The sequence below is a fragment of the Mesorhizobium ventifaucium genome (assembly GCF_935822925.1).
Classification (GTDB): Bacteria; Pseudomonadota; Alphaproteobacteria; order Rhizobiales; family Rhizobiaceae; genus Mesorhizobium; species Mesorhizobium ventifaucium.
Genome location: NZ_CAKXZS010000011.1, coordinates 380,620 through 406,357, shown reverse-complemented (window position 1 = coordinate 406,357; position 25,738 = coordinate 380,620). Strand labels below are relative to the sequence as shown.

Annotated in this window: 19 protein-coding genes, 1 tRNA gene and 2 pseudogenes; 9 read left to right on the top strand and 13 right to left on the bottom strand. The window is 60.6% G+C overall.

Annotated elements, in window-relative coordinates; translation table 11 throughout:
- Window positions 1-37: 37 nt before the first annotated feature.
- Together NMG70_RS10160 and NMG70_RS10155 are read left to right on the top strand one after the other, a co-directional pair.
- Entirely contained in the window at window positions 38-1,048 is a 1,011-nt protein-coding gene (locus NMG70_RS10160) for a ligase-associated DNA damage response exonuclease (protein WP_254024356.1), read from the top strand.
- Window positions 1,049-1,277: 229 nt separating this feature from the next.
- Entirely contained in the window at window positions 1,278-2,876 is a 1,599-nt protein-coding gene (locus tag NMG70_RS10155) for a cisplatin damage response ATP-dependent DNA ligase (RefSeq protein ID WP_254024355.1), read from the top strand.
- Window positions 2,877-3,020: 144 nt separating this feature from the next.
- On the opposite strand, the gene NMG70_RS10150 is transcribed toward NMG70_RS10155, so the two are convergent.
- Window positions 3,021-4,253: a hypothetical protein gene (locus NMG70_RS10150; RefSeq protein ID WP_254024354.1), complete on the bottom strand. Its 1,233-nt coding sequence runs from the start codon at window positions 4,251-4,253 to the stop codon at window positions 3,021-3,023.
- A gap of 326 nt (window positions 4,254-4,579) precedes the next feature.
- Between NMG70_RS10150 and NMG70_RS10145 the strand changes: the two genes are divergently transcribed.
- Window positions 4,580-4,655, top strand: a tRNA-Thr gene (locus NMG70_RS10145).
- 168 nt (window positions 4,656-4,823) lie between these two features.
- Here the strand turns inward: NMG70_RS10145 and NMG70_RS10140 are convergent.
- Entirely contained in the window at window positions 4,824-5,174 is a 351-nt protein-coding gene (locus NMG70_RS10140; RefSeq protein WP_254024353.1) for a hypothetical protein, read from the bottom strand.
- A 1,077-nt stretch (window positions 5,175-6,251) separates the two neighbouring features.
- On the opposite strand from NMG70_RS10140, the gene NMG70_RS10135 reads away from it, so the two are divergent.
- Window positions 6,252-6,434, top strand: coding sequence for a hypothetical protein (locus tag NMG70_RS10135; protein ID WP_254024352.1), 183 nt, complete (start codon window positions 6,252-6,254; stop codon window positions 6,432-6,434).
- Window positions 6,435-6,787: 353 nt separating this feature from the next.
- Here the strand turns inward: NMG70_RS10135 and NMG70_RS10130 are convergent, their stop codons facing one another.
- From NMG70_RS10130 to NMG70_RS10115, 4 genes and pseudogenes are all read right to left on the bottom strand, one after another.
- Window positions 6,788-7,912, bottom strand: a complete 1,125-nt coding sequence (locus NMG70_RS10130; RefSeq protein WP_254024351.1) for a PQQ-dependent sugar dehydrogenase — start codon at window positions 7,910-7,912, stop codon at window positions 6,788-6,790.
- A gap of 260 nt (window positions 7,913-8,172) precedes the next feature.
- A pseudogene (locus NMG70_RS10125) lies at window positions 8,173-8,397 on the bottom strand (peptide ABC transporter ATP-binding protein); the annotation flags it as partial.
- A gap of 750 nt (window positions 8,398-9,147) precedes the next feature.
- A complete protein-coding gene (locus NMG70_RS10120; RefSeq protein WP_254024350.1) occupies window positions 9,148-10,263 on the bottom strand; it encodes a reverse transcriptase domain-containing protein in 1,116 nt (371 codons plus the stop codon).
- 185 nt (window positions 10,264-10,448) lie between these two features.
- Window positions 10,449-10,646 (bottom strand): hypothetical protein, encoded by a 198-nt coding sequence (locus NMG70_RS10115; protein WP_254024349.1) that lies wholly within the window; start codon window positions 10,644-10,646, stop codon window positions 10,449-10,451.
- On the opposite strand from NMG70_RS10115, the pseudogene NMG70_RS10110 reads away from it, so the two are divergent.
- The 3 genes and pseudogenes from NMG70_RS10110 to NMG70_RS10100 all read left to right on the top strand — a co-directional run.
- Window positions 10,633-10,799 (top strand): annotated as a pseudogene (locus NMG70_RS10110) (IS256 family transposase); the annotation flags it as partial. The gene NMG70_RS10115 and the pseudogene NMG70_RS10110 sit on opposite strands and share 14 nt — an antisense overlap.
- A 396-nt stretch (window positions 10,800-11,195) precedes the next feature.
- Complete coding sequence (locus NMG70_RS10105) at window positions 11,196-13,274, top strand: RecQ family ATP-dependent DNA helicase (protein WP_254024348.1); 2,079 nt, start codon at window positions 11,196-11,198, stop codon at window positions 13,272-13,274.
- Window positions 13,271-14,593: a DNA-processing protein DprA gene (locus NMG70_RS10100; RefSeq protein ID WP_254024347.1), complete on the top strand. Its 1,323-nt coding sequence runs from the start codon at window positions 13,271-13,273 to the stop codon at window positions 14,591-14,593. Before NMG70_RS10105 ends, NMG70_RS10100 begins: the two co-directional genes overlap by 4 nt.
- A gap of 260 nt (window positions 14,594-14,853) precedes the next feature.
- Here the strand turns inward: NMG70_RS10100 and NMG70_RS10095 are convergent, their stop codons facing one another.
- The 5 genes from NMG70_RS10095 to NMG70_RS10075 are packed head-to-tail and all read right to left on the bottom strand — an operon-like array spanning window position 14,854 to window position 20,118.
- Window positions 14,854-15,684: a dipeptide ABC transporter ATP-binding protein gene (locus NMG70_RS10095; protein WP_254024346.1), complete on the bottom strand. Its 831-nt coding sequence runs from the start codon at window positions 15,682-15,684 to the stop codon at window positions 14,854-14,856.
- Window positions 15,681-16,538, bottom strand: coding sequence for an ABC transporter ATP-binding protein (locus tag NMG70_RS10090; protein WP_254024524.1), 858 nt, complete (start codon window positions 16,536-16,538; stop codon window positions 15,681-15,683). The genes NMG70_RS10095 and NMG70_RS10090 overlap by 4 nt, the downstream gene beginning before the upstream one ends.
- A 2-nt stretch (window positions 16,539-16,540) precedes the next feature.
- Complete coding sequence (locus NMG70_RS10085) at window positions 16,541-17,458, bottom strand: ABC transporter permease subunit (RefSeq protein WP_254024345.1); 918 nt, start codon at window positions 17,456-17,458, stop codon at window positions 16,541-16,543.
- A 1-nt stretch (window position 17,459) separates the two neighbouring features.
- Complete coding sequence (locus NMG70_RS10080; protein ID WP_254024344.1) at window positions 17,460-18,467, bottom strand: ABC transporter permease subunit; 1,008 nt, start codon at window positions 18,465-18,467, stop codon at window positions 17,460-17,462.
- Window positions 18,468-18,525: 58 nt separating this feature from the next.
- Window positions 18,526-20,118 carry an ABC transporter substrate-binding protein gene (locus tag NMG70_RS10075; RefSeq protein WP_254024343.1) on the bottom strand — a complete coding sequence of 531 codons (1,593 nt, stop codon included), beginning with the start codon at window positions 20,116-20,118 and terminating at the stop codon, window positions 18,526-18,528.
- A gap of 446 nt (window positions 20,119-20,564) precedes the next feature.
- On the opposite strand from NMG70_RS10075, the gene NMG70_RS10070 reads away from it, so the two are divergent.
- The gene (locus NMG70_RS10070) at window positions 20,565-22,553 is read left to right on the top strand and encodes a long-chain fatty acid--CoA ligase (protein ID WP_254024342.1); all 1,989 of its coding nucleotides are present in this window, start codon (window positions 20,565-20,567) and stop codon (window positions 22,551-22,553) included.
- A gap of 8 nt (window positions 22,554-22,561) precedes the next feature.
- Window positions 22,562-23,326 (top strand): class I SAM-dependent methyltransferase, encoded by a 765-nt coding sequence (locus NMG70_RS10065; protein WP_436798367.1) that lies wholly within the window; start codon window positions 22,562-22,564, stop codon window positions 23,324-23,326.
- On the opposite strand, the gene NMG70_RS10060 is transcribed toward NMG70_RS10065, so the two are convergent.
- Both NMG70_RS10060 and pgi read right to left on the bottom strand, forming a co-directional pair.
- On the bottom strand, window positions 23,310-24,032 hold the full coding sequence (locus tag NMG70_RS10060; protein WP_254024341.1) for an HAD family hydrolase: 723 nt from the start codon (window positions 24,030-24,032) through the stop codon (window positions 23,310-23,312). The genes NMG70_RS10065 and NMG70_RS10060 overlap by 17 nt on opposite strands.
- 5 nt (window positions 24,033-24,037) lie before the next feature.
- A complete protein-coding gene (gene pgi, locus NMG70_RS10055; protein ID WP_254024340.1) occupies window positions 24,038-25,681 on the bottom strand; it encodes a glucose-6-phosphate isomerase in 1,644 nt (547 codons plus the stop codon).
- Between the last annotated feature and the right edge of the window lie 57 nt (window positions 25,682-25,738).

Genomic DNA, 25,738 nt, shown 5'->3' with positions numbered 1-25,738 from the left:
GGCTTCCCGCGCCGGAATTAGCAACTATCTTGGAGCCATGCGCGCCAGCGACCTGCTTCACCCGCGGCCCGAGGGCCTCTATTGCCCGCCCGGCGATTTCTTCATCGATCCAGTGCGGCCGGTCAACCGGGCGCTGATCACGCACGGCCATTCCGACCATGCCCGTTCCGGCCACCGCTCGGTGCTGGCCACACAACAGACGCTGGACATCATGCGGCTGCGCTACGGCGAGGGTTTTGCCGGGACCACGCAAGCGGCAGCACTTGGCGAGGCGATTGCGCTGAACGGCGTCACCGTAACCTTCCATCCGGCCGGCCATGTGCTGGGCTCGGCGCAGATCGAGGTCGTGCATCAGGGCGCATGCATCGGCGCTTCGGGCGACTACAAGCGCCAGAGGGATGCGACTTGCCAGCCGTTCGAACCGGTCAAGTGCGACGTGTTCATCACCGAGGCGACCTTCGGCCTGCCGGTGTTCCGTCATCCGCCCGATGCCGAAGAGATCGCCCGCCTGCTGAAATCGACGGCGCAGTTTCCCGAACGCGCGCATCTGGTCGGCGCCTATGCGCTCGGCAAGGCGCAGCGCGTCATGCGCTTGCTGCGCGACGCCGGCTACGACAGGCCGATCTACATCCACGGCGCGCTGGCCAAGCTCAGCGACTACTATCAGAGCCAGGGCATCGAGCTCGGGACGCTGGAGCCGGCAACCGTCGAAAGCGGTGGCAAGGAGGGTTTCACCGGGGCCATCGTCGTCGGCCCGCCCTCGGCCTTCGCCGACCGCTGGGCGCGGCGCTTTCCCGATCCGATCTCGTGCTTTGCGTCCGGCTGGATGCGCATCCGCCAGCGCGCCAAGCAGGGCGGCGTCGAGCTGCCGCTGATTATTTCCGACCATGCCGACTGGGACGAGCTGACCGCCACGATAAGGCAGACCGGCGCCGGGGAAATCTGGGTGACGCATGGCCGCGAGGAGGCCCTGGTGCGCTGGTGCGAACTCGAAGGCATCGCCGCCAGGCCGCTGCATCTCGTCGGCTATGAGGACGAGGGCGACTGATGGTGCTCACGGCCGACGTAGCGCTCTACGGCGCCCCCCTCTGGCCTGCCGGCCATCTCCCCCACTTGGGGGGAGATCGGATGTCGCGCCGGCTTTCGCCAATCACTGACGTTGTAGGACGGGCGGCAAGAACGAAATTGCCAATCTCCCCCCTCGTGGGGGAGATGTCCGGCAGGACAGAGGGGGGCTCGACAGAACGCAACGTTGGCCCATTGGTGCGGTCCGCGTTATGAACCGCTTCGCCGAACTCCTCGACCGCCTCGTGCTGACGCCGTCGCGCAATGGCAAGCTGACGCTGCTGAGCGATTATTTCCGCAGCGTCGAGGATCCGGATCGCGGCCTGGCGCTGGCTGCGATCACCGGCGACCTCACCATCGCGGCGGTCAAGCCGGCGATGCTGCGCGCGCTGGTCATGGAGCGCATAGACCCGGTGCTGTTCGGCTATTCCTACGACTATGTCGGCGACCTGGCGGAGACCGTGTCGCTGGTCTGGCCGCAATCGCCGGCGGATGTCGCCAACCATGAGCCGACGCTCGCCGAGGTCGTCTCGAAATTGCAGGCGGCGAGCCGTTCCGACGGGCCGAAGGTGCTGGCCCGGCTGCTCGACAGCGCCAGCATCTCGGCACGCTTCGCCATCATCAAGCTGGTCACCGGCGGCCTGCGCATCGGCGTTTCGGCGCGATTGGCCAAGCAGGCACTGGCCGATCTCGGCAAGGTCGACGTCGCCGAGATCGAAGAACTGTGGCACGGGCTGACGCCGCCCTATGCCGAGCTGTTCGCCTGGCTGGAGGGCAAGGCAGACAAACCAAAAAAGACGGCGCTGGCACTGTTCCGGCCAGTGATGCTATCGAACCCGATCGGTGACGGCGACCTCGAAAAACTCGACCCGGCCGACTACGCCGCCGAGTGGAAGTGGGACGGCATCCGCGTGCAGGCCGTGTCGGAAGGCGGCATTCGCCGGCTCTATTCGCGCACCGGCGACGACGTCTCCGGGGCTTTTCCTGACCTCGCAAAGGCGATGGATTTCTCCGCCACCCTCGACGGCGAGCTTCTGGTCGGCGATCCCTTGCAGGCGACCGGCACGTTCTCAGACCTGCAGCAGCGGCTGAACCGCAAGAGCGTGACGCCGAAGATCCAGCAGCAATACCCGGCGTTCATGCGCTGCTACGACGTGCTTCAGATCGGCGACGAGGACTTGCGCACGCTCCCTTTTAGCGATCGGCGCGGCCGCCTCGAAGTCTTCGTGCAGACGCTCGATCCGAGCCGCTTCGATCTTTCGCCGCTGGTCGAATTCACCGACTGGCAGGCACTGGAGGAATTGCGCCGCAAGCCGCTGCATCCGGTGATCGAAGGCGTGATGCTGAAGCGCTGGGATTCGCCCTATCTCACCGGCCGGCCGAAAGGCCCATGGTTCAAATGGAAGCGCGATCCGCACACAATCGACGCCGTGCTGATGTATGCCCAGCGCGGCCACGGCAAGCGTTCGAGTTTCTATTCCGATTACACGTTCGGCGTGTGGTCCGGCCCGGAAGGATCGGAGGAACTGGTGCCGGTGGGGAAAGCCTATTTCGGCTTCACCGACGAGGAACTGAGGCAGATCGACAAATATGTCCGCGACAACACGATCGAGCGCTTCGGCCCGGTCCGCTCGGTGCGGGCCGACCGCAGACAAGGCCTCGTGCTCGAGGTGGCGTTCGAAGGACTTAACCGCTCGACACGGCACAAATCCGGCGTCGCCATGCGCTTTCCGCGCATTTCACGGCTGCGCTGGGACAAGCCGGCGGCCGAAGCTGACCGCATCGAGACGTTGCAGGCGCTGCTTGATTAGTACGGATGAGGAAAGGCAAAGGGTGCCGGGTCAACGTGCTGCTCGGCCATTCATCGCTGCGAGGCTCGAAGGCCACGGCATGGACCCATGCCGTAACCTACGGCATGGGTGCAGCGGTTTCATGCACGCCCGCCGCTCCAGAAATCAATGAACAATCGAGACGCGGATCTCGTAAATGTCGACCGACTTGCCCTGCTTGTCGAAGTCGGAATTGATGGCGATGGTGCCGGCAGCGCCCGGACGCTTGTCGGGAAAGCGCACATCGAAGAGGTATTCGTTGCGCTCGTGGCCGACCGCGTAGCGCTTGCGACCGCAGTCGCCGAGCTCGCCGAAATTGCAGTCGACGGAGATCTGCGTCTCCTGGCCCTCCTCGGAGCGCGCGATGATGTCGAATGTGGCGTGCTTGCCGGCGAGTTTTTCCAAGACGCCTTGCCCGACGTCGAAGCTGATCGCCGAACCGGAGGCGCCCGACCGGATGCGCAGGAAGGAACCGCTGTCGTCCTGCATGACTTCGGCCTTGGCATCAGAAGGCGCGCTGACAAGCGCCGGGTCGCGCGGTGAAAACACATTGATCCAGTCGCGCTCCGCCTCGCCGGGGTTCAGCGGCGAGGCCGTGTCGCTTGGCGGCGTGAAATCATCGTCTTCCACCGTCGGTTCCATTTGCGGCGGGGCGGTGTCGAGTTCGGCCGCCGACTTGAAGACGCCGGTCTGGGCAGCGAAATAGAGTCCGATGCCGGCGGCTGCGAGCAGCGTCACGCCGAGGAAGATCGCGGTGAGAGGAAGGCGGGGGCCTCTCACCCGCCTGTCGTCGCGGTCGGGCATCACCTCTACGTCGCCGTCTCCGGCCGATGGAGGGGACGACATGTCGATCTCCGGTACACTGGGAAAAACCGGTTCAGGCATGATATCGGGAACGACCGGCAAGACGCGCGAGCGCGGTTCACCGGAAGCAGAGGGCGCATCGGAAGCAGGAGGCGCGACCGATGCAGGAGGCTCCGCCGGAGCGTCGACAACGACCTCAGGCGGCGGCGCGGGTTCAGCGTCGGCGCCGGCATCCGGTTCGGCATCGGCTTGGGGTTCCGCATCGGCATCGGCTTCGCTGCCAGCCGGCTGCTCCACCGCCGGTGTTGTAGCGTCGTCATAGGTCGGCCGGCCGACAGCGGGAACCGCCGGCAGGAATTCGGATTCGATTTCGGTTATCTTGGCCTGCACCGCCTTGCGGCGCTTGATGGCGACTTCCACCGTCACGCCCGGGTTGGCCTGCAGGGCACGGTCAAGTGCGGCGAAGGCCGATCGGTAGACCAGCTCGCGAAACGCGCGGTCTTCGGCATTGCCTCTCTCGAAGGCATTCCGGATCGCTTTTTCGATCGCGTCCAACGGGGACCCCCTGCACGTACGGTCACATTGTCATGATCGTTAGCCGCAGGCGACCGATCAATCAACGGGCCAGCGGTCGCATTCTGCCTTGGCGATGCATCCAAAGCCGATTTCGGCGGTTTTCGCTAAAGGAATCAACATTTTTCCCCGGTTTCCCGATGCAGCGCCAACGCCGCGCGAAACCTGGCGTTGAGTCTTCTTGCGGGACCGGCGCGGCGGCCGCCTATCGCCCGGGCATGAGTTCCCACGAAATGCCAAGTCCCATCTTGAATTTGCGGCGGGTTGCGTCTATCACCCAGCGCATCCTGGAGGCTTTGGCTTCCTGGGCCGCTTTAGCTCAGTTGGTAGAGCACATCATTCGTAATGATGGGGTCAGGTGTTCGAGTCACCTAAGCGGCACCAAAAAAATCCTAAATTCTCCAAACAAATCAAGGATATTACCCAACTGTCGCCAAGCGAGACGACTCCAGTCTTTCGGAAAAGGTAGCAAATAGGTAGCACCTTGGGAGCGTTTAATGTCGCCGCCCCTTTTTGTCGAATAGCCGTTGCCCTCGGCGCGACTAACAGAGGTTAATCGGCCATGGCGAGGCGATAGCCTTCCAAAATGGCGGCGATATCGGAATCGGTCTCGACCAGCTTGCGCCATTCGGCAGCAAACGTTGGCGAGGCCTTCCACGCGTCCAATTCCCATTCACAAGATGTAATCGCTTCCACGGGATTGCCGCCGCGCTCTGTGAAATAGCCTTTGACGCAATCGCGATAGCTCGCCATTGCGTCGCCAGCCGGCTTTGATCGAGCCGGCTGGTCAATTGCTGCGTTGACGCGGTCTGCGAGACCGTTCATCCCTATCAACATGATGACAGGCAAGGCGCCAAGGCCGGCCAAGAAACCAACGACAAGACCGGCGAAAAACTTAAGCATTGTCGGACTCCTGATAAATCGGCTTGGCGGCGATCCACAGAGGCCCGCTGGCGCGACACGTTTGGTGTTAGCAGCCGTGCAAGTTACTGTCCCGCCACGACTTGCCTTGGAACGCCAAGCTCTTGCGCCGTCGGCCGCCTTTTTGCTGTCCGTTGGTGCGGCGGTTGCGTTGCTGCCAGCGCCGTTGAAGACTTCTTTGCACCGGGGGCATCCTGTCGCCAACCCTGCAACGTCATGCAGTTTTTGATGAATCGCTGTTCGGCAATGGCATTATCTAACGCATTGCCAAGCGCCGCGCCGGCAACATAACTCGGCGACCCGATTGCGATGTATCCTTGATGGACGCTGGGTGCGAGCATATTGCACTTGGCTTGCGCATATTCCAGCGGCGGTCCCGGCATGTACTGCGTGTAGGTAGCCGTCTGACACCCTGCGATGGCGAATACTGACCCAACCGCCAATAGATTTATAGCTCTCATGTCTACACCCCCAAGTCTTACTGCCCTTTGCAGAAGCCGGGATATGAAATTGGCCTTACCGCCAGTTTAACATCATGAGAGTCAGTCGAGATTGCTGAAAAGGTGCTTAAAAAAGCTATACTAAACGCCGGCAGTGCTCTTTTCCGTCTGCACGTGCGTCGTGTTTGGCATCTCCCATCGAACTGGTCAATACGCCAGATCGTTGACAGCGGTAACAGGAGGGCCATGCTGTTAACGGGATGGAGGGTCGCATGGTGTATCTCTTGCTCGGATTAATCCTCGTATTCGGCTCATGCGCCGCGTCATTGCTTGTTGGAGTCTTGGTTGGAATGGAAGGCGAGAAGGGCTTGACGCCTCTATGGGTAGATCACCTTGCCATTGTCGCTTTCATCGCTCTTTGCGCAGGCTGCTACGTTTTGGTGAGGCTGGTTTGAGCACTGAGTATCTATCAGAATGCGATCCCGAATAGATAAAAACACAGATATTGCAGAATGCGCTGTATAGATGAAACTATATCTCTAGCGTTTCTAACTCGTATCTTGCAATTTAATATCTATGAGAGAAGTGGAGCGCTGACATACGATATAGGGTTGAACACATGTCAGACTCGCACGCCGTCGATACGCCCAGCCTCCAAACCCTTTTCCAGAACGCTGTCAAAGGCCGCTACGGCATCCGTCTGGCCTTCCGCGATAAGGAGCGCGCCAACAGTGCCGTTGCCCTCTTGTCGCCGTCCTACGTCCTGCATGGGCCGCAGGAAACTACCCACCTCGTCTGGTAGCCGAGGCCGCCCGGAAGCGCCTTAAAACTATCGTAGACGAGACGCGGCCTGCCGAGGGCGACGATGCCGTTTCTATCGAGTTCGATGTTCTGGGCCGGACGATGATTACAGCTTGACGACGAGGACGTTGCCCATCTGGCAAGCGGCGGGGATTTCGATATCCGGTCGGTTGTTTCCGGCTGGAGAGGATGACACGGCTGGAGGATTGAGTGCAGAGATCACCGGCACCATCGGTTCGCTCGATGACGATCCCTCTGAAATCATCAATGATGCCGAAATCTATGGCCATATTTCAGATGAAATCTGGAAAAAGAAGCTCTTCGTTTCGACCGCCAGGAAGCGTGAAGACAACGTCACTGCGACGCTGCCCGCGTCAGTCGCAATATTTTTCCGGCTGGCTCGTCGGTCAACGCCATCACCGCGCCGTCGGGAGCCTGCACCACGTCTCGAATACGCCTGCCGAGAGCGAGGACTTCCTCGCCGGCGACCTGCTTTCCGTCGATCCTGACGCGAACGATGCCTTGTGCCGACAGTCCGCCAATCAGCAGGTCGCCTCGCCAATCGGCAAACATGTCGCCGGTGTAGAAGGTCATGCCGGAAGGCGAGATGACGGGCGTCCAGCTATGGATGGCGTCGGCAAACTCCGGGCGTGTCGAAGGATCGGGGATGCGTTTGCCCGAATAGTGGCGGCCGTGGCTGACCGCGGGCCAGCCGTGATTCCTGCCCGCTTGCGGAATGTTCAACTCACCGCCGCCGAGCGGTCCCATTTCCGCCGTCCAGAGCACGCCGGTTTCGGGATGGATCGCAGCACTTTGCACATTGCGATGGCCGTACGACCAGACCTCGTCGGCGCCGTCCTTGCCGACGAAAGGATTGTCGTCAGGCACCGAACCATCGGGATTGATGCGGACGATCGTCCCGAGATGATTGTTCACGTCCTGCGCCTGCCGCATCTTGAAGCGCTCGCCGAGCGTGACGAAGAGCTTGCCGTCCGGCGCGAATACCAGGCGGGAGCCGTAGTGGTTCCGGCCGGAGACGGCCGGTTCCTGCCGGAAGATCACTTCGAAGTTGGAGAGCGCGCTGCCGTTCTCGTCGAGGCGCCCGCGGCCGACGGAGGTGGCCGCGCCGCCGCCGCGTTCCTCCGCGTAGGAGAGATAAACCATCCGGTTGCTGGCAAAGTCCGGATCGAGCGCCACATCCAGCAGGCCGCCTTGTCCGCCGGCGAGGACATCGGGCACACCGTCGATCGGGTCGGAAACGGCGCCGTCGGTTGAGACGAGCCGCAGGCGCCCCGGACGCTCGGTGACCAGCAACGCGCCGTCGGGCAGGTAGGTCGCGCCCCAGGGATTTTCGAGCCCTTCGGCAAAGGTCTCAACCGCAATGCGGCCCGTTTCGCTCTTGATGCTGTCCTGCGCGAGCGTGGTCGAGGGCGCAGCGAAGGCAAGAAGAAAAGACGAGGCAATGAGTGTCCGCAGCATGATCTTCTCCATCCGAACGGGGGCATAGGAGAGGAGCCGCCGGCTCCTCGATATAATGACCGACCGCCGATGCAGTTCCAATATGGGCGCGCGCGCCCAGATTTTCAGCTATGGCCAGGGTCGTCGCGGCCCTTGAGCAGGTCGGGCGCGGACAGCACGCGATCTAACTTCGGCTGGGCGCGAGCGTGGGTGTCGCTTTAGCCTTTGATCAGCCGGCGCCCTGAAGCTCAGCATGGACTGGGTACCGCGATGGCGGGGCGTCAGGCGGCTTTCTTCTTCGCCAGCCTCGCCTTGATGCTGGCGACGTCGGCGCGCGGCGTCGCCGCGAACAGTGTCCTGGTATAGCTGCGCTTGGGGTCGGCAAAGACCTCGTCACGCGAGCCGTATTCGACGGCCTCGCCATAATACATGACCATCACGTCGTCGGCGATGTAGCGCACCACCGACAGGTCGTGGCTGATGAAGACATAGGTCAGCTCGAACTCCAGATCGTGCGTTCGGGTTCTTGCCGTTCCGACTGTATATAAGGAAGCAACAAGCCGCACACAGGAGTAAGCGATGACTAGGGTTCAAAAATTTGAACGCGCTTATCGGATTGATTCGTCTGCCGTTCTCTCAAGCATTGCATTGGTCGCTAGTGCAGGGCGAAGCGGAAATCTGCTCAAGGTAGAATCGCAGCGTGCTCGCCACTATGCCTTGATGGCTAAAATCTCACGATCACGAAAAAGGTGACGGGGGTTCGCGCTGACAAGGCGGCCTGAAGAAGCGAGACAATCTTGGTGCCCGGACGGGAGGGTCACTTGCCCGTTCGGCTTAAATGAGTTTCGTGATATCCCCGTAGACCTCATATCCGGGCGCTTCCACTTGCTCCAAACCGAACGTGAAGAAGTGCTTTCTGGCGGCCCGCCAACCCCTGACCAAGCTTGGCAAACGGGCGTCAGGTAAGGCTCCACCTTTCCACGCCGCCGGGTCTAGCCACTTACCTGTCGCCAATTCGGCGTTAGTAGGAGTGGGGCAATTGCAGCCATATTTTGCATTCAGTATTGCATTTCGCCGGATCATGGCTCGGCGAACAAATGCTCAACATCCAACCGTCCAGATCACGGAGAGGTGTTGGATCATCAATAAGACAGTAGAAGCCCATTAGACCCTTCATGCGTTCAAGCTTTTGTCCTTCAAAAATAAAATTCGTCAGGTCTGCTTCGGTCAACCCGCCATAAAGGGAGTTTCTAAGCTCATATAAATCCTAGGAGGTCCCAGTCATATTTTGGATTACCTGACGACGCACGTGATATATTGTACCCATTCTTCAAGTAAAAAATTAGATATATATTTAATAGCCTAGAAACACGTGCCTTCAACTTATTAATCGTTTTCTCTGGTACTGTTAGTCCGCCTACTGTGAAGCGATACCCTAGATAATCAAAGTGCGGATAGGTACGCATCTCTTGATTGTAATTAGAGATAACCGCTATTCCAGGAGATTTATTTGCATTCAATTTTAGTCCACTGATTCTACAGTGCTCTACAAAACATCGCTCCAGTTCTTGTGCTTGGGAATAGTCACTACAAAGGGCCACGACGTCGTCTGCAAAGCGAACGAACCTGCCAGAGGAGGCCGATAGAGCTGTATCAAGGTCATGGTTCGCCAAGTTTGCCAGAATTAGCGATACAGACGATCCTTGAGGAGTCCCATGAACTCGTCGCAAATGATTGCCCAATTGATAGGCATCGTATGGTGAATAGCGGTGATGTAAGAATTGCCCAAAGACGAATCGCTCGTGCGGTGTGAGACTGACTCGCTCGGCATCATTTATTTTTTTCTTTAGATACCACGATGGGTTATCAAAATATTTCTCAAAATCGATCTGTACAGCAAATAGCTTTCCGTCGGTTTCAAACTCGCGCAGCGCAAGAATCGCCTCAAAGACATTCTTTTCAGGATGATACGCGTAGGAGGAGGGGGACAGGCGCTTTAGATTTCTACCTCTCGTCCGACGGAGGACCACATTTGCAAGTGCGGCATCCGGAATTGAGAATGCCATTATGGAGCGCTTTCCCCCATCTGGCTTTGGTATCTGATAGTTTATGGCCGGTATTGGCTCATATGTTTTTGTCAACACCTTATGCCAAATTGTCTTGGCCAAGAAATTTGCATGGCGTGCACAGTATGCTGGATCAAAATGCCTATGCTTAAAAGTGGGCGGTGCAGACGGCGGAAGCCCAGCATCTATCCCCGTCCGCTTCTTAAACTTTTCTCGATACTCCCTTTCGGAATACTCAGTAGGATCTTGCTTAGAAAACGATTTAGTGGCTAAGCGCTTTATTTCTGCCCTCAACGCATTCTGCAATGTCCCCTCCCGAACGAAGTCGGCGACGGGGCTAATAGTCAGGGATTCCGATAGGGATTGCCTACCCCACCGTCACATCTGAAGTTTCCAACAGATGCGCCATCGGCACCATAGATGCCCGGTACTTCGCCCCGCCGCCTCGGCTACTTCGCCACGAAACCAACTTATCTGTAGCGTCAGCAGAGTCAAATCCAGCTCGGTGTTTTCTCCAGCGCGGCGGCTGCGTCGCTCAGCGTGAATAGACTGAAACGGTCGTGTCCCACCGCGTGGTGTAGGTCGGCGGTAGCGAAGCCGCTCGCGAGCGCGCTCTCAACAGCGCTGTAGCGAGCGAGCGGCGTAGCGGCGGTCATCGATTCGAAGGAACCACCGATGACCAACGACATGATGAACCTGCGCACGCTCGTAGAGAAGACCCCGACGCCGATATCCTGCGCGAGAAGATCGGCTTTGCCGCCGAGCGGCTGATGGAGTTGGAGGGGGGCACGGCCATTTGCGTTGACTGGCCTCAGGGGCATGCTGTCGGACAGCGGTCAGCTTGACGGAACGGCACTTGTCTCGCCCCGAGGAAACCCGACAACGCTCATGGCGGACGGAGGGCAACCTACATGTACGCGCCGCTATGCCGCGCATGGACTTTTACAGATCCGGAGAACCTCTCCGGAACTGGACTTCCGCGCTTACCTTGCGTTTTGGACTTGCGCTGTTTCTCTGATCTCCTCTTTCCCGTCCAAAGGGGTCTCCCCCAACTAGAACGAAGGAGACCCCTTGTGGGAAACCCGAATGGCTATCGGGATGTGCGTCAGCACCAAGGAACACATATTCTCGTCTTGCCGATAGTTCGAAGTTCAAGCTTCGGAGGGTTGCGAAAACGACTATGGCTTGACCGGCGAGCAAGATAGCTTGAGTCACAGGCGAGGAAAGGAAGGAACATCGTGAACTATGATCCAGCTCGGGCATTGGACGTGCTTAGAACCGGTTCCGGGCTAGCCGATGCGGTATTTCGCGACGGTCAGGAAGAGGCGATCCGTCACATCGTTCAGGGGCATGGTCGCCTACTGGTGGTCCAAAGGACTGGTTGGGGCAAGAGCTTCGTATATTTCATCGCCACAAAACTTCTGCGTGAGGCCAGCTCCGGGCCAGCTCTATTGATCTCACCATTGCTGGCGTTGATGCGCAATCAGATCGCCGCTGCCGAGCGAATTGGCGTTCGCGCCGCCACTATAAATTCAGACAACATGGATGAGTGGGCTTCTGTGGAGGCGAGGCTTGCCCGTGGCGAACTCGACATATTGCTGATCTCTCCCGAGAGGTTGGCCAATGAGCGATTTCGAATGCAGGTGCTCGCAGGCATTTCAGCTCAGATCAGCTTACTAGTCGTGGACGAAGCGCATTGTATATCGGACTGGGGGCACGACTTTCGCCCGCATTACCGCCTTCTGGAGCGGATCGTCGCAACACTGCCGCCAAACTTGCGCTTGCTCGCGACCACGGCAACAGCCAACGACCGCGTGATGGATGATTTGGTTACCGTTCTAGGGCCCGATCTAAGCGTCTCCCGCGGGGACCTGAACCGTACATCGCTCTCACTACAGACTATCAGGTTGCCCACGCAAGCAGAGCGCTTGGCTTGGCTCGCCGAACAGCTCGCGACGTTGGCAGGCCATGGAATAATTTATACACTGACCGTTCGTGACGCGAACCAAGTTGCTCGCTGGTTGGGAACGCGCGGTTTTGATGTGGAAGCCTATACGGGCGAGACGGGCGAACGGCGCGAGGAACTGGAGCAAGCACTGCTCGACAACCGAGTGAAGGCGCTGATCGCAACTACCGCCTTGGGAATGGGCTACGACAAGCCTGATCTCGCGTTCGTAATTCACTACCAGACGCCTGGGTCGGTCGTTGCCTACTATCAGCAAGTGGGACGCGCCGGACGTGCCTTAGAATCGGCGTACGGCGTTCCGCTCAGCGGTCAGGAAGAAGCGGAGATCACGGACTGGTTCATTCGCAGCGCATTTCCAACTCAGGAGGAAGTAGCTTCAGTGCTTGCCGCGTTGGAAGAGGAGCCAGCAGGGCTGTCGGTTCCGGAACTGCTCGGCAAAGTCAATCTCAGCAGAGGCCGGATCGAGAAAACGATTGCCCTGCTATCGCTTGAAGCACCCGCTCCGATAGCGAAACAAGGCAGCAAGTGGCAGCTCACGGCGGCGCAACTGAGCAATAGTTTTTGGGAGCGAGCGGAGCGCTTGACCGCCTTGAGACGAGATGAACATCTGCAGATGCAGGAATATGTCGATTTGCCGTTTGGCCAGCATATGAAGTTCTTGATCGACGCTCTTGATGGGGACCCCAGCCTCGTCACTGTGCCTCTATTGCCTCCGCTGCCAACGAGAGTGAGCGAAGAACTCATCAATGAGGCTATCGCATTCCTACGGCGAACCAGTTTGCCCTTTGAGCCCCGAAAACAGTGGCCGACGGGTGGGTTGCCGCGATACGGACTGAGAGGCCCCATTGAGGCGAGGCATCAGGCTCAACCGGGTAAGGCCCTGTGTATTTGGGGCGATGCGGGATGGGGTGGTTTGGTCCGGCGCGGCAAATATGACGACAACCGCTTCTCCGATGACCTGGTGGCCGCGTGCGCGAAGATGATCCGTGAATGGAACCCACAGCCAGCTCCGGCCTGGCTTACTTGCGTTCCATCGCTAAGGCATCCCGACCTCGTGCCGGATTTTGGGCGGCGCTTAGCCGTCGAACTGAACCTACCTTTTCACGTGGCCCTTGTGAAAACGAATTACCGGCCTGAGCAAAAGACAATGGCGAACAGCACTCAGCAGGCACGGAATGTCGATGGTTCCTTAGTACTTAGCAATCGCCCGATTCCGCCGGGACCGGTACTTTTGGTTGATGATATGGTCGATTCCCGCTGGACATTGACGGTTTCGGCATGGCTATTGCGCGTGAATGGATGCGGCGAGGTATGGCCGATGGCTCTTTCGCTGACTGGGCATAACGAATGATGCCTTCACTTTCTCCCAACGCCAAAGCAATCCTCTTGATCACCGCTCACTTGATTGTCGGACGGAATTCGCCAAAATCCGACATACTGACCCTCAGTGAATATAATCGTCTCGCTCAACGCTTGCGTGAAGTTGGATGTGAGCCGGCCGATCTCCTGGCGGCGAGATCGGCTGAAAGCCTTCAGGTTTATAGAACGGTCGTCGACATAGAGCGCCTCCAACGGCTGCTTGGACGTGGCTTTCAGTTGAGCCAAGCCGTGGAACGTTGGCAGGCGCGGGCCATCTGGGTGATCAGCCGTCCTGACCCTGCATACCCTCAACGCTTGAAAGCACGACTAGGTAGCCAAGCTCCCGCTCTGCTTTTTGGCTGTGGGGAGGTGGGTCTGTTGGACAAAGGTGGCCTGGCAGTGGTTGGATCGCGCCACATCGATGATGATTTGTTTGACTACACAATGGCGGTGGGCCGCTTGGTTGCCCGGGCCGACCGGTCCATCATTTCGGGCGGTGCCAAAGGAATTGATCAGGCGGCCATGAGGGGGGCTTTGGAGGAGGGAGGCCAAGCTTGTGGCGTCTTAGCAGACAGTCTCGAAAAGCAGGCAATGGTTCGAGAGCACCGGAACATGTTGCTTCATGGCCAGCTCGCACTGGTGTCGCCATACGACCCCAACGCAGCATTCCATGTTGGCAATGCCATGCAACGTAACAAACTTATCTACGCGTTGGCTGACGCTTCTTTGGTGGTCAGCTCTGATCTCGACAAAGGCGGGACGTGGGCTGGAGCCACTGAGCAGCTCGACAAGTTCAAGTTTGGTCCATTGTATGTACGATCGACGGGGGATGTGTCGCCGGGACTCGCCGCCCTGCGCCGCAAGGGTGCTTGGCCGTGGCCGAACCCAGATACTCCTGAAGCACTGCAAGAAACATTAAATGCTTCCGCTGAAGAACCTTCTCAAGGTGATCTTGCCCTATTTGCAGCGAAGATGGCCGCTGACATATCTCCTGCGCCGCACGTTTCCCGAGAGAGTGCACCCACATCCTCGGCAATAGTCAGTCACGATGGTGCTATCGACGCAATCGCGTCCGAGCAGTTAGCCAATCAGCCGGAAGCTCCCGCGGAAATCCTATTTGCGACGGTGCGCGAGTTGATCCTGCGCCACGTGAGCGACCATTCAATGAAGGATGATGACGTTGCTGACGTCCTCAGAATTTCTAGCCGGCAAGCAAAACAATGGCTGGGCCGTTTGGTCGACGAGGGTCACTTAGAAAAGGTAAAGAAACCTGCGGGCTACAAACTCAAGCAACGGAGGCTGATCGAGTGAGCAAAATCGAAGGCTGCTGTTCTCATCACCTTGCGTGACCTCCCCTCCCATCCCCGACACAGGACCGGCCCCCCAATCGCTCCACCTGCCATACACCACTGTGAGGCTGAAGCCGTCCCGCAGGGCACATGGTTTGGTAGCTAACCTTCAACACGCCTCAGTGATCTAACTTCGGCTGGGCGCGGGCATGGTGTCGCTGTAGCCCTTTGATCAGCCGGCGCCCTGAAGCTCAGCATGGACTGGGTGCCGCGATTGCGGCGTCAGGCAGCCCTCTTCTTCGCCAGCCTCGCCTTGATGCTGGCGACGTCGGCGCGCGGCGTCGCCGCGAACAGTGTTTTGGTGTAGCTGTGCTTGGGGTCGGCAAAGACCTCGTCGCGCGAGCCGTATTCGACGGCCTCGCCATAATACATGACCATCACGTCGTCGGCGATGTAGCGCACCACCGACAGGTCGTGACTGATGAAGACGTAGGTCAGCTCGAACTCGTCCTGCAGGTCGGCGAGCAGGTTGAGCACCTGCGCCTGCACCGACAGATCGAGCGCAGACACCGGCTCGTCGAGCACCAAAAGACTCGGATTGAGCATCAGCGCGCGGGCAATGGCGATGCGCTGGCGCTGGCCGCCCGAGAACATGTGCGGGTAGCGGTTGTAATGCTCGGGTCCAAGGCCGACCTTCTTCAGCATCTTCATCGCGAGATCGCGCCGTTCGTCCGCCGGCCTGTCGGTGTTGATGAGCAGTGGCTCGCCCAGCACGTCGCCGATCTTCTGCCGCGGATTGAGCGACCCATAGGGGTTCTGGAAGACGATCTGCACTTTGCGGCGCATCTCCTTCGACAGCCCATTCCTGGCGATGTCGACCTTGTTGCCGTCGATAAAGAGCTCGCCCGCTGTCGCGGGATCGATCAGCGTGATGATGCGGGCGAGCGTTGACTTGCCGCAGCCGCTTTCGCCGACGATGGCCAGCGTCTTGCCCTTGTCGACGCTGAACGAAACGCCCTTGACCGCGTGCACCGTGCGCGAGGGACGAAACAGGCCGCCGCCGACATGATAGTCGCGCACGATGTTCTTGCCTTCGAGAACCGTCACGCTCATGACGCGGCTCCCGTTGCAGAGGGGGCCGGTTCGAACAGCATGTCGGAAATGGTCGGCAGCCGGTCGCCGACGGCGTTCTCCGGCAGCGCCGACAGCAGCGCCCGCGTGTAGTTGCTCTTCGGCTGCTCGAACAGCGACAGAACGTCGGCCTCTTCCATCTTGCGGCCCTTGTACTGGACGATGACACGGTCGGCGGTCTCGGCGACGACGCCCATATTGTGGGTGATCATGATCAGCCCCATGCCGTATTTGGCCTGCAGGCCGACCAAAAGATCGAGGATCTGCTTCTGGATGGTGACGTCGAGCGCGGTGGTCGGCTCGTCGGCGATCAGCAGCTTGGGATTGCAGGCGATGGCGATGGCGATCATGACGCGCTGGCACTGGCCGCCCGACATCTGGTGCGGGAACGAGTTCAGCCGCTCTTCCGGATCGGCAATGCCGACCAGCTTCATCAACTCGGTGGCGCGGGCCCGGCGCTGGGCGCGGTCCATGCCCATATGGAAGCGCAGCACCTCCTCGATCTGGAAGCCGGCGGTGAAGCACGGATTGAGGCTGGCGATCGGCTCCTGGAAGATCATCGAGATGTCCTTGCCGACGATCTTGCGGCGCTCGGACGGGCTGAGCTCAAGCAGGTCGATGCCGTCAAAGGCCATGCGATCGGCCTTCACCGTCGCCGTGTTCGGCAGCAGCCCCATCACCGCCAGCATCGCCACCGATTTGCCGGAGCCGGATTCGCCGACGATCGCCAGCACCTCGCGCGGCTCGATCGACAGGTCGATGCCTTGCACGGCCATGAACGGTCCGGCAGCGGTATCGAACGACACGGTGAGGTTCCTGATCTCGAGAAGAGGCATGCTCACGACCTCTTCAGCTTGGGATCGAAGGCATCGCGCAGCCCATCGCCGATCAGGTTGATGGCAAGCACCGTGATCAGGATGGCAAGGCCGGGGAAGGTCACCACCCATGGCGCGCGCAGGATGAACTCGCGCGCCGTGGCCAGCATGGTGCCCCATTCCGGCGTTGGCGGCTGCGCGCCGACGCCAAGGAAGCCAAGAGCGGCGGCCTCGAGAATGGCGTTGGAGAAGGACAGCGTCGCCTGCACGATCAGCGGCGCCATGCAGTTCGGCAGGATCGTCTTCAACATCAGCCTGAGATGGCTGGCACCGGCCACCTTGGCGGAGATGACATATTCGCGGTTCTTTTCGGCCATCACCGCCGCGCGGGTGAGCCGCGCGAAATGCGGCTGCAGCACCAGCGCGATCGCCAGCATGGCGTTGAACAGGCCGGGCCCGAGGATCGCCACCAGAACCAGGGCAAGGAGCAGCGACGGGAAGGCCAGAATGACGTCCATGACGCGCATGATCAGCGTATCGACCCAGCCGCGGAAATAACCCGCGAGCACGCCGAGGACGATGCCGCTGGTCAGCGAGAAAACGACGACGACCAGTCCAATGAACAGCGAGAACCGCGCCCCGAAAATCAGGCGCGAAAGCATGTCCCGGCCAACGGCGTCGGTGCCGAGCAGGAACATCGATTTGCCGCCCTCCTGCCAGGCCGGCGGCGCCAGCAGCGCATCGCGAAACTGTTCGTCAGGCGAATGCGGCGCGACCAGCGGCGCGAAGATCGCCACCAGCACCAGAGCAGTGAACACGACCAGGCCGATGACGGCGCCGGTGTTCATCGAGTAGTAATGCCAGAACTCGGTGAAGGCGCGTTGCCGGCCGCCAGTCGGAATGGAGGCGGCGGTGGCTTCTGCCGTGGTTTGGTCGGTCATCTCACTGCACCCGGATACGTGGGTTGATGACGGCATAGAGCACGTCGACGATCAGGTTCACTGCCATGACGATCAGCGCGATGATCAGCAAGCCGCTCTGGACGACGACATAGTCGCGCTTGGCGATCGCGTCGATCATCCACTTGCCGATACCGGGCCAGGAAAAGATCGTTTCGGTCAGGATGGCGCCCGCCATCAGCGTGCCGACCTGCAAGCCGATGGTGGTAACGACGGGGATCAGCGCATTGCGAAAAGCGTGAAGCCCGATGACGCGACGCGGCGCCAGGCCCTTGGCGCGGGCGGTGCGGACGTAGTCTTCGCCCAGCACCTCCAGCATCGCCGACCGCGTCTGGCGCGCTATGACGGCGAGCGGGATCGTCGCCAGCACGATCGCCGGCAGGACCAGATGACTGGCGGCGGACCTGAAAGCGCCGCTCTTGCCGGAGATCAGGCTGTCGATCAGCATGAACCCAGTCGTCGGCTTGAAGAAATATTGAAGGCCGATGCGGCCGGAAACCGGCGTCCAGCCGAGATAGCCGGAGAAGAAGATGATGAGCAGCAGCCCCCACCAGAAGATCGGCATCGAATAACCGGTCAGCGCCACCCCCATCGTCGCCTGGTCGAACCATGATCCGCGCTTGACCGCGGCGAAGATGCCGGCGGGAATGCCGATGAGGACGGCGATGATCAGCGCGATCGTCGCCAGTTCCAGCGTCGCCGGAAACAGCGCCTGGAATTCACCGAGCACCGGCCGTTTGGTGGCGAGCGATATGCCGAAGTCGCCGGTCAGGACCCTGCCGATATACTCGAGATACTGGACGACATAAGGCCGGTTGTAGCCAAACCGTTCGACAAGCTCGGCGTAGCGTTCCGGGCTGACGCCGCGCTCGCCGGCCAAGGCCGTGATCGGGTCACCCGGCAAAAGCCGGACGAAAGCGAACGCCGCCAGCGATATGCCGAACACGGTCGGGACGATCAAGGCGAGCTTGTGGAGGAGATAGCGGAGCATCTTACTTCATAGAACGGCGGCGCCGGAAGTCCAGCGCCGCCGTCCAATTTCTCAGGAGTTATTCGGTGACGTCGACGCCGTCAAACCGATGAATGCCGAGCGGATCCATGACGAAGCCGGTAACTTTCTTGTTCATCGGCATGAAGACCTTGGAATGGGCGATGGTCAGCCACGGCGCCTCACGCTTGAACACGACCTGAGCTTCCTCGTAGATCTTGGTGCGCTCGGCGACGTCCGTTGTCGCCTTGCCCTTCTGCAGCAGGGCTTCGAACTCCTGGTTGCACCAGATCGCATAGTTGGATTGGCCGATGGCATCGCAGCCGAGCAGGAACAGGAAGTTGTCCGGATCGCCATTGTCGCCGGTCCAGCCGAGCTGGAAGGCGCCGTCACGGTCCTTGGCCTTGCCGCGTTCGCGATACTCGGTCCATTCGTAGCTGACGATCTCGGCCTTCACGCCGATCTTGGCGTAGTCGGCCTGGATCAGTTCCGCGACCCGTTGGGCGTTCGGATTGTACGGGCGGCTGACCGGCATTGCCCAGATCTTCATCGAGAGGTCCGTGACACCGGCATCAGTCAGCATCTTCTTGGCCGCGTCCGGATCGTACAGATCGTCCTTGATCTCCTTGTTATAGGACCACATCGTCGGCGGGATCGGGTTTATCGCCGCCTGGCCAGCGCCCTGATAGACCGCATCGAGAATGGCCTGCTTGTTGACGGCCATGTTGAGGGCCTTGCGGACCTCGACCTTGTCGAAGGGCGGCTGCGTCGTGTTGTAGGCCATGTAGCCGATGTTCAGGCCTTCCTGCTCGTCGACCTTGAGGTTCGGGTCGGCCTGCAGGCCGGCAATGTCGGCCGGCGCCGGGTACGACATGATATCGCACTCGCCCGCCTTCAGCTTCTGCGCGCGCACGGCCGGATCGGTCGTGATGGCGAAGATCAGATCGTCGATCTTCTGGCGGCCGCCATAGTAGCCGTCCCATGCCGCATAGCGGATGACCGCATCGACCTGGTAGTCGACGAACTGGAACGGACCGGTGCCGACCGGCTTCTGGGTGAATTGCTGCCTGGTGCCGGCCTTATCAAGCTGGTCGGCGTATTCCTTGGAGACGATCGAAGCGAAATCCATGCCGAGGTCCGGCAGGAAAGCGACCTCAGGCTTGTTCAGCACGAATTTCACCGTCAGGTCATCGACCTTGACGATTTCCTTGAGCAGATCCGGGAAGCCCATGCCGGTGAAATATTCCCAGCCGGTGCCTTCCAGATAACTGTACCACGGGTTTTCCTTCTTCCACTGCCGTTCGAAGGAGAAGATCACATCGTCGGCGTTGAGATCGCGCGTCGGCGTGAAATAGTCGGTGGTCTGGAACTTCACGCCGGGCCGAAGCTTGAACGTGTATTCGAGACCGTCGTCGGAAACCGTCCAGCTCTCTGCGAGGCCGGGTGTGATGGTGGTTTTGCCGTGCTCGAACTCGACCAGGCGCGAATAGATGGTGCGCGAGGACGCGTCGAAGTCGTTGCCACCGCTCCACGGCGACGGGTCGAAGCCGGCCGGCGACGCCTCCGAGCAATAGACCAGCTGTTTCGCATTGGCCATGCCACCGAGGACGCTTGCGGCCAGCAACGCGGCCGCAAAAGTCAGTTTCTTTTTCATGGAGGACTCCCTGATGTTCTTCCAAGCCCCTCTATCAGGCTCGCGAAGCGCGCATATAAGCACCGTTTTTCCGGCTTTGGAACACCTGGTTTGCCTACCCCATGGGAAGCAGAATTTCTTTCTTCGGGCTCGCCGAAAGAGAGAATGAAATGTTAGATCTAATCGATCACGATATTGTTAACGACTGCATTTTTTTATCATCTTCAGCGCATCCGACGGTGAGGAACCGCCGCCTTCGGCTTGTCATTGGTGCGGACGATTTCTTGCCACCTTGCCGCAGGGGCAGACTTGCACGGCTGCCGATAGTCGCAATACATAGATGACAGGCTGGACATAGATGACAGGCTGGATTTCCTGGATGCCGGCAGCAGCGGAGGACGTCTCTGTCATTCGGAGGCGACGCGGCGGGCAGGCAGAGACAACAAGAACAATCGAGGGAGGGACGAGTGGCAAAAACACCAAGGACGGCGGCGCCAGCGACAGCCAAGGCCAAAACTGCTGCGAAACCGGCCAGCCCCGACAAGCCCCGGACAAGCCAAAGGCCAAAGGCGCCGACGGCCAAAGCCAGGTCGAAGGCGGCCGCTGTGTCCGCGAAGGCCGGTGCATCCGCGAAGACCAATGCATCCGCGGAGACCGATGCATCCGCGAAGGTTGGCGCAAAGCCCGCCGCCGCCAAACCAGCGGCGAAGGCGGCACCGACAGCGGCTGCATCGGCGTCAAAGCCAGATCCGTCCGGAAGCTTGCCGAATGCGGTTGCCGCCGGATTGCCGGAAAAACCCTGGCTCAAAAGCTATCCGAAAGTCGTTCCGGCCGAGATCGGCGCTCTGCCCTTCGGCTCCATCGGCGATCTGCTCGCCGATGTCTGCAAGCAGTACGCCAGCCGGCCGGCCTTTACCTGCATGGGCAAGACCATCAGCTACGCGGAAGTCGAGCGGCAATCGGCCGCCTTCGGCGCCTATCTGCAATCGACGGGACTGCCGAAAGGCGCACGCGTGGCGCTGATGATGCCGAACGTGCTGCAATATCCGGTGGCGATGATGGCAGTGCTGCGCGCCGGCTATGTCGTGGTCAATGTCAACCCGCTCTACACGCCGCGCGAGCTGGAACATCAGCTCAAGGATTCCGGCGCGCAAGCCATGGTCATTCTCGAGAATTTCGCCAACACCTTGCAGGCGGTGATCGCTAAAACGGCGGTCAAGCATGTCGTGGTCGCGGCGATGGGCGACATGCTTGGCGGCCTGAAGGGGACGATCGTCAATCTCGTCGTGCGCCGCGTGAAGAAGATGGTGCCGGCCTGGTCGCTGCCGGGCCATGTCAAGTTCAACGCCGCGTTGAAGGCAGGCGCCGGCATGAATTTCAAGCCGGTGAAGGTCGCTGCCGACGACGTCGCATTCCTGCAATATACCGGCGGCACCACCGGCATCTCGAAGGGCGCGGTGCTGCTCCACAGCAACGTGCTGGCCAACGTCGCGCAGAACGCGCTGTGGATCGAGGACGCCTTCACGGTCAAGCCCAAGCCGGCGCATCTCAACTTCATCTGCGCGCTGCCGCTCTACCATATCTTCGCGCTGACAGTTAACGCGCTGATGGGCATGCAGCTGGGCGGTCAGAACATACTCATTCCCAATCCGCGCGACATTCCCGGCTTCGTCAAGCAACTCGGCAAATACCCGATCCACATCTTTCCTGGCCTCAACACGCTGTTCAACGCGCTGCTCAACAATGAGGATTTCCGCAAGCTCGACTTCAGACCGCTGATCCTGACGCTGGGTGGCGGCATGGCGGTGCAGAAGGGTGTCGCCGAACGCTGGAAGAATTTGACCGGCTGCCCGGTTACCGAGGGCTACGGGCTTTCGGAAACCTCGCCGGTGGCCACCGCCAACACGTTCAGCAATGGCGCCTTCACCGGCACGATCGGCCTGCCGCTGCCCTCGACCGAAATCGCCATCCGCGACGACGACGGCAACGATTTGCCGCCAGGCGAGGTCGGCGAAATCTGCATCCGCGGACCGCAGGTGATGGCCGGCTACTGGAACCGGCCTGACGAGACCGCCAAGGTGATGACCAAGGACGGTTTCTTCAAGTCGGGCGACATGGGATTCATGGACGAGCGCGGCTACACCAAGATCGTCGACCGCAAGAAAGACATGATCCTCGTGTCCGGCTTCAACGTCTATCCGAACGAACTCGAGGAAGTGGTGGCCCTGCATCCGGGCGTGCTCGAAGTGGCCGCGATCGGCGTGCCAGACGAGCATTCAGGCGAAGTGCCGAAGCTGTTCGTCGTCAAGAAGGACCCGTTGCTGACCGCAGAGGTGCTGACTGTCTATTGCCGCGACAACCTGACCGGTTACAAGCGGCCAAAATACATCGAGTTCCGGACCGAACTGCCGAAAACGCCGGTCGGCAAGATCCTGCGGCGGGCATTGCGGGAATAGGGACAACTTTGGGCGATAGCCTTACTGTCGATGACGCGGCGGATACGCTTTCCCGTCCCGATCCGCTGACATTCATCAAGGCAAACATGCGTATCGCCCCTGTTCCGGCACTTCCCGAAATCCGGCTTTATGCAGCCCATCCAGCGAGCGGCCTGTGGCGGCTCACGCGTCCACAGGGACGAGCAGCCGAGCCGGAAGAAGAAGGAAGCGAAGCCGACGAGGACGGCCCCGAGTCGCAGCCTCCTTACTGGGCCTATGCCTGGGCCGGCGGCGCGGTGCTTGCCCGCTACATCCTCAATCGGCCGGAGACCGTGGCCGGGCTTCGCGTGCTCGACATCGGCGCCGGGTCTGGCCTCGTCGGTATCGCCGCGGCAAAGGCCGGAGCCAGCGAAGTGATTGCATCCGAGATCGACCGCAACGGCGTCGCCGCGCTTGGTCTCAATGCGGCGGCGAACGGCGTCGCAATCACGGTCGTCGGCGAGGATATCACCGCTGGGCCGCCGCCGCCGGTGGACGTCGTGGCAGCTGGCGACTTGTTTTACCGGCAAGATCTCGCCGACCGGGTCATCCCCTTCCTCGACCGCTGCCTGGCTGCCGGCATCAATGTGCTGGTCGGCGACCCGGGCCGCGCCTACCTGCCCCGCTCGCGGCTTCGCCTGCTGGCCGAATACCAGGTGCCGGATGTCGGCCAAGCAAATGGCGCGGCGAAGCCGAGCGGTGTCTTCTCGTTCGAGCCGGAGCAGCTCGAAGGCGAGTTCAGATCGTCTCCTTGACCTTTGCCGAAAGAAAGTCGGGCAGGTCGGCAACCGAATCCAGAATGACGTCGGCGATCTGCGACAGCGATTCCCGCGTGCCGGTGCCGGAGAGCACGCCGATCGCCAGGCCGCAGCCGCCGGCCCGCGCCATTTCCAGATCGTGGCGATTGTCGCCGACCACGGCGATCGCGGCCGGCCTCAGGCCGGTCAGGTCCGAGAAGGCGAGGATCGTGTCGGGGGCCGGTTTCGGATTGGCCACCGCATCATAACCATAGGCGGCGTCGAACAGCTGCGCGACACCCAGTGTCAGCAATGTCTTTTCCGCGCCAGTGGTCGAATCGTTGGTGGCGACGCCGAGCCGGTAGGATTTCCTGTGAAGAACGCCAAGCGTCTCGACGATGCCCGGCAGCGCCACCGCCATCGCCGAACCCTGCACCGAGGTGATCTCGTTGAAGCGGGCGACGGCAAGCATCTGCTCTTCGTCCGACAGCCGCGGAAACCAAAGCTCGACGACATCCATGTTGGTGCCGGAGGCAAAGATGGAATCGGGCTTGAAGCGTTTGGTGGCGAAATCATAGCCCGCCGCGGCAAGCAGCCTGTCGGCCTTCCAGCGGTCACCCTCCGCCGCATCCATCGCCATGAAATCGGCAACGCCGAGCCATGTTGCGTTGAAGTCGACAAGGGTGCCGTCCTTGTCGAACAGTATTCCCTTGATCTCGGCCAAGCCGCTTACTCCGATCCGCGCAATCGATGGATGTGTCCCACCAGTCCGGCGGTCGAAGCGTCCCGCTTTGCGGCATTCTCCTTGCCTTCCACGACAGGCAGCAGTCCGGTCGCCAGTTCCTTGCCCAGCTCGACGCCCCACTGGTCGAAGGAATTGATGTTGAAGAGCGTGCCTTCGACGAAGACGCGGTGCTCATAGAGCGCGATCAGCCGTCCGAACGTATGCGGATCGAGTTGTCTGTAGAGGATCGTCACCGAGGGCCGGTTGCCGGAGAAGACGCGGTGCGGGGCGATCCTGTCGACTTCGGCGGGCGCCATGCCCTTTGCCAGCATCTGCGCGCGCGCTTCCTCCAGCGTGCGGCCCTTCATGAACGCCTCCGACTGCGCCAGGCAGTTGGCGAGCAACAGGTCGTGGTGATGCTTGAGATCCGGCTCATGGCCGATGGCCGCCGCGAGGAATTCGACCGGGATGAAATCGGTGCCCTGGTGCAGCAGCTGAAAGAAGGCGTGCTGGCCGTTGGTGCCGGGCTCGCCCCAGACCAGCGGGCCGGTCGGCGTCGTGACAGCGCCGCCGTCGAGGGTGACGCTCTTGCCGTTCGATTCCATGTCGAGTTGCTGCAGATAGGCCGGCAGCCTCGACAGGCGCTGGTCGTAGGGAATGATGGCGCGGGCGGGGTACTGGCAGATCACCCGATGCCACCAGCCGATCAGCCCCATCAGCGCCGGCAGGTTCCTGGCCAGCGGCGCCGTCTGGAAATGTTCGTCCATCGCATGCGCGCCCTCGAGAAAGGCGCGAAAATTCTTCGGGCCGACGGCGATCATCACCGGCAGGCCGATCGCGCCCCACACCGAATAGCGTCCGCCGACCCAGTCCCAGAAGCCGAAGACGCGATCGGACGCAATACCGAACTTGGCCACCAGGTCGAGCGCCGTCGAGACGGCGGCGAAATGCTTTCCGACCGCTTCCTTGCCGAGCGCCTTCTGCACCCATTCGCGCGCCGTCTCGGCATTGGTCATCGTCTCGATCGTGGTGAAGGTCTTGGAAGCAACGATGAACAGCGTGGTTTCGGCGGAGAGGCCCTTCAGCGTGTCGTGGATATGGGCGCCGTCGATGTTCGACACGTAATGCGAGCGCGGCCCGTCGTGATAGGGCGCCAGCGCCAGCGTCGCCATGGCCGGGCCAAGATCGGACCCGCCGATGCCGATGTTGACGATGTCGGTGATCTTCTTGCCGGTGGCGCCGGCCGCCTTGCCGGAGCGCACCGCATCGGCGAAGGCGCCCATCGCGTCGAGCACGGCGACAACCTCCGCCTTCACGTCCTGACCGTCGAGCACGATACCCTTACCGTTCAGGTTGCGCAGCGCGGTGTGCAGCACGGCGCGGCCTTCGGTGACGTTGATCTTCTTGCCTGAGAACATCGCGGCGCGCCGGCCTTCGAGATCCGCGGCTGCCGCCAGCTTCTCGAGCAGATCCATCGTCTGCGCATCGACCGCGCATTTCGACCAGTCGAGCAGCAGGTCGCCGTCGCTGGCGGAGAATTTTTCGAAGCGCTGCGGATCAGCAGTGAAAGCCTCGCGCATGCTGCCCGATCTGGCCGCACGGTGATCGCGCAGGGCGTCGAGCTGTTCTTGAAAGGACGATTGATCCACTGCCTCACTCCGAGCCTTGAAATGCCAACATAACAGACCGGATGTTTCCGGCGCGTG

Coding starts and splice junctions, on each gene's coding strand:
- NMG70_RS10095 (WP_254024346.1), bottom strand. CDS start 15,684: ATGAGCGTGACGGTTCTCGAAGGCAAGAACATCGTGCGCGACTATCAT.
- NMG70_RS10135 (WP_254024352.1), top strand. CDS start 6,252: ATGTCAGACTCGCACGCCGTCGATACGCCCAGCCTCCAAACCCTTTTC.
- NMG70_RS10085 (WP_254024345.1), bottom strand. CDS start 17,458: ATGACCGACCAAACCACGGCAGAAGCCACCGCCGCCTCCATTCCGACT.
- NMG70_RS10155 (WP_254024355.1), top strand. CDS start 1,278: ATGAACCGCTTCGCCGAACTCCTCGACCGCCTCGTGCTGACGCCGTCG.
- NMG70_RS10075 (WP_254024343.1), bottom strand. CDS start 20,118: ATGAAAAAGAAACTGACTTTTGCGGCCGCGTTGCTGGCCGCAAGCGTC.
- NMG70_RS10090 (WP_254024524.1), bottom strand. CDS start 16,538: ATGCCTCTTCTCGAGATCAGGAACCTCACCGTGTCGTTCGATACCGCT.
- NMG70_RS10100 (WP_254024347.1), top strand. CDS start 13,271: ATGATGCCTTCACTTTCTCCCAACGCCAAAGCAATCCTCTTGATCACC.
- NMG70_RS10080 (WP_254024344.1), bottom strand. CDS start 18,467: ATGCTCCGCTATCTCCTCCACAAGCTCGCCTTGATCGTCCCGACCGTG.
- NMG70_RS10160 (WP_254024356.1), top strand. CDS start 38: ATGCGCGCCAGCGACCTGCTTCACCCGCGGCCCGAGGGCCTCTATTGC.
- NMG70_RS10115 (WP_254024349.1), bottom strand. CDS start 10,646: ATGTCGTTGGTCATCGGTGGTTCCTTCGAATCGATGACCGCCGCTACG.
- NMG70_RS10130 (WP_254024351.1), bottom strand. CDS start 7,912: ATGCTGCGGACACTCATTGCCTCGTCTTTTCTTCTTGCCTTCGCTGCG.
- NMG70_RS10140 (WP_254024353.1), bottom strand. CDS start 5,174: ATGCTTAAGTTTTTCGCCGGTCTTGTCGTTGGTTTCTTGGCCGGCCTT.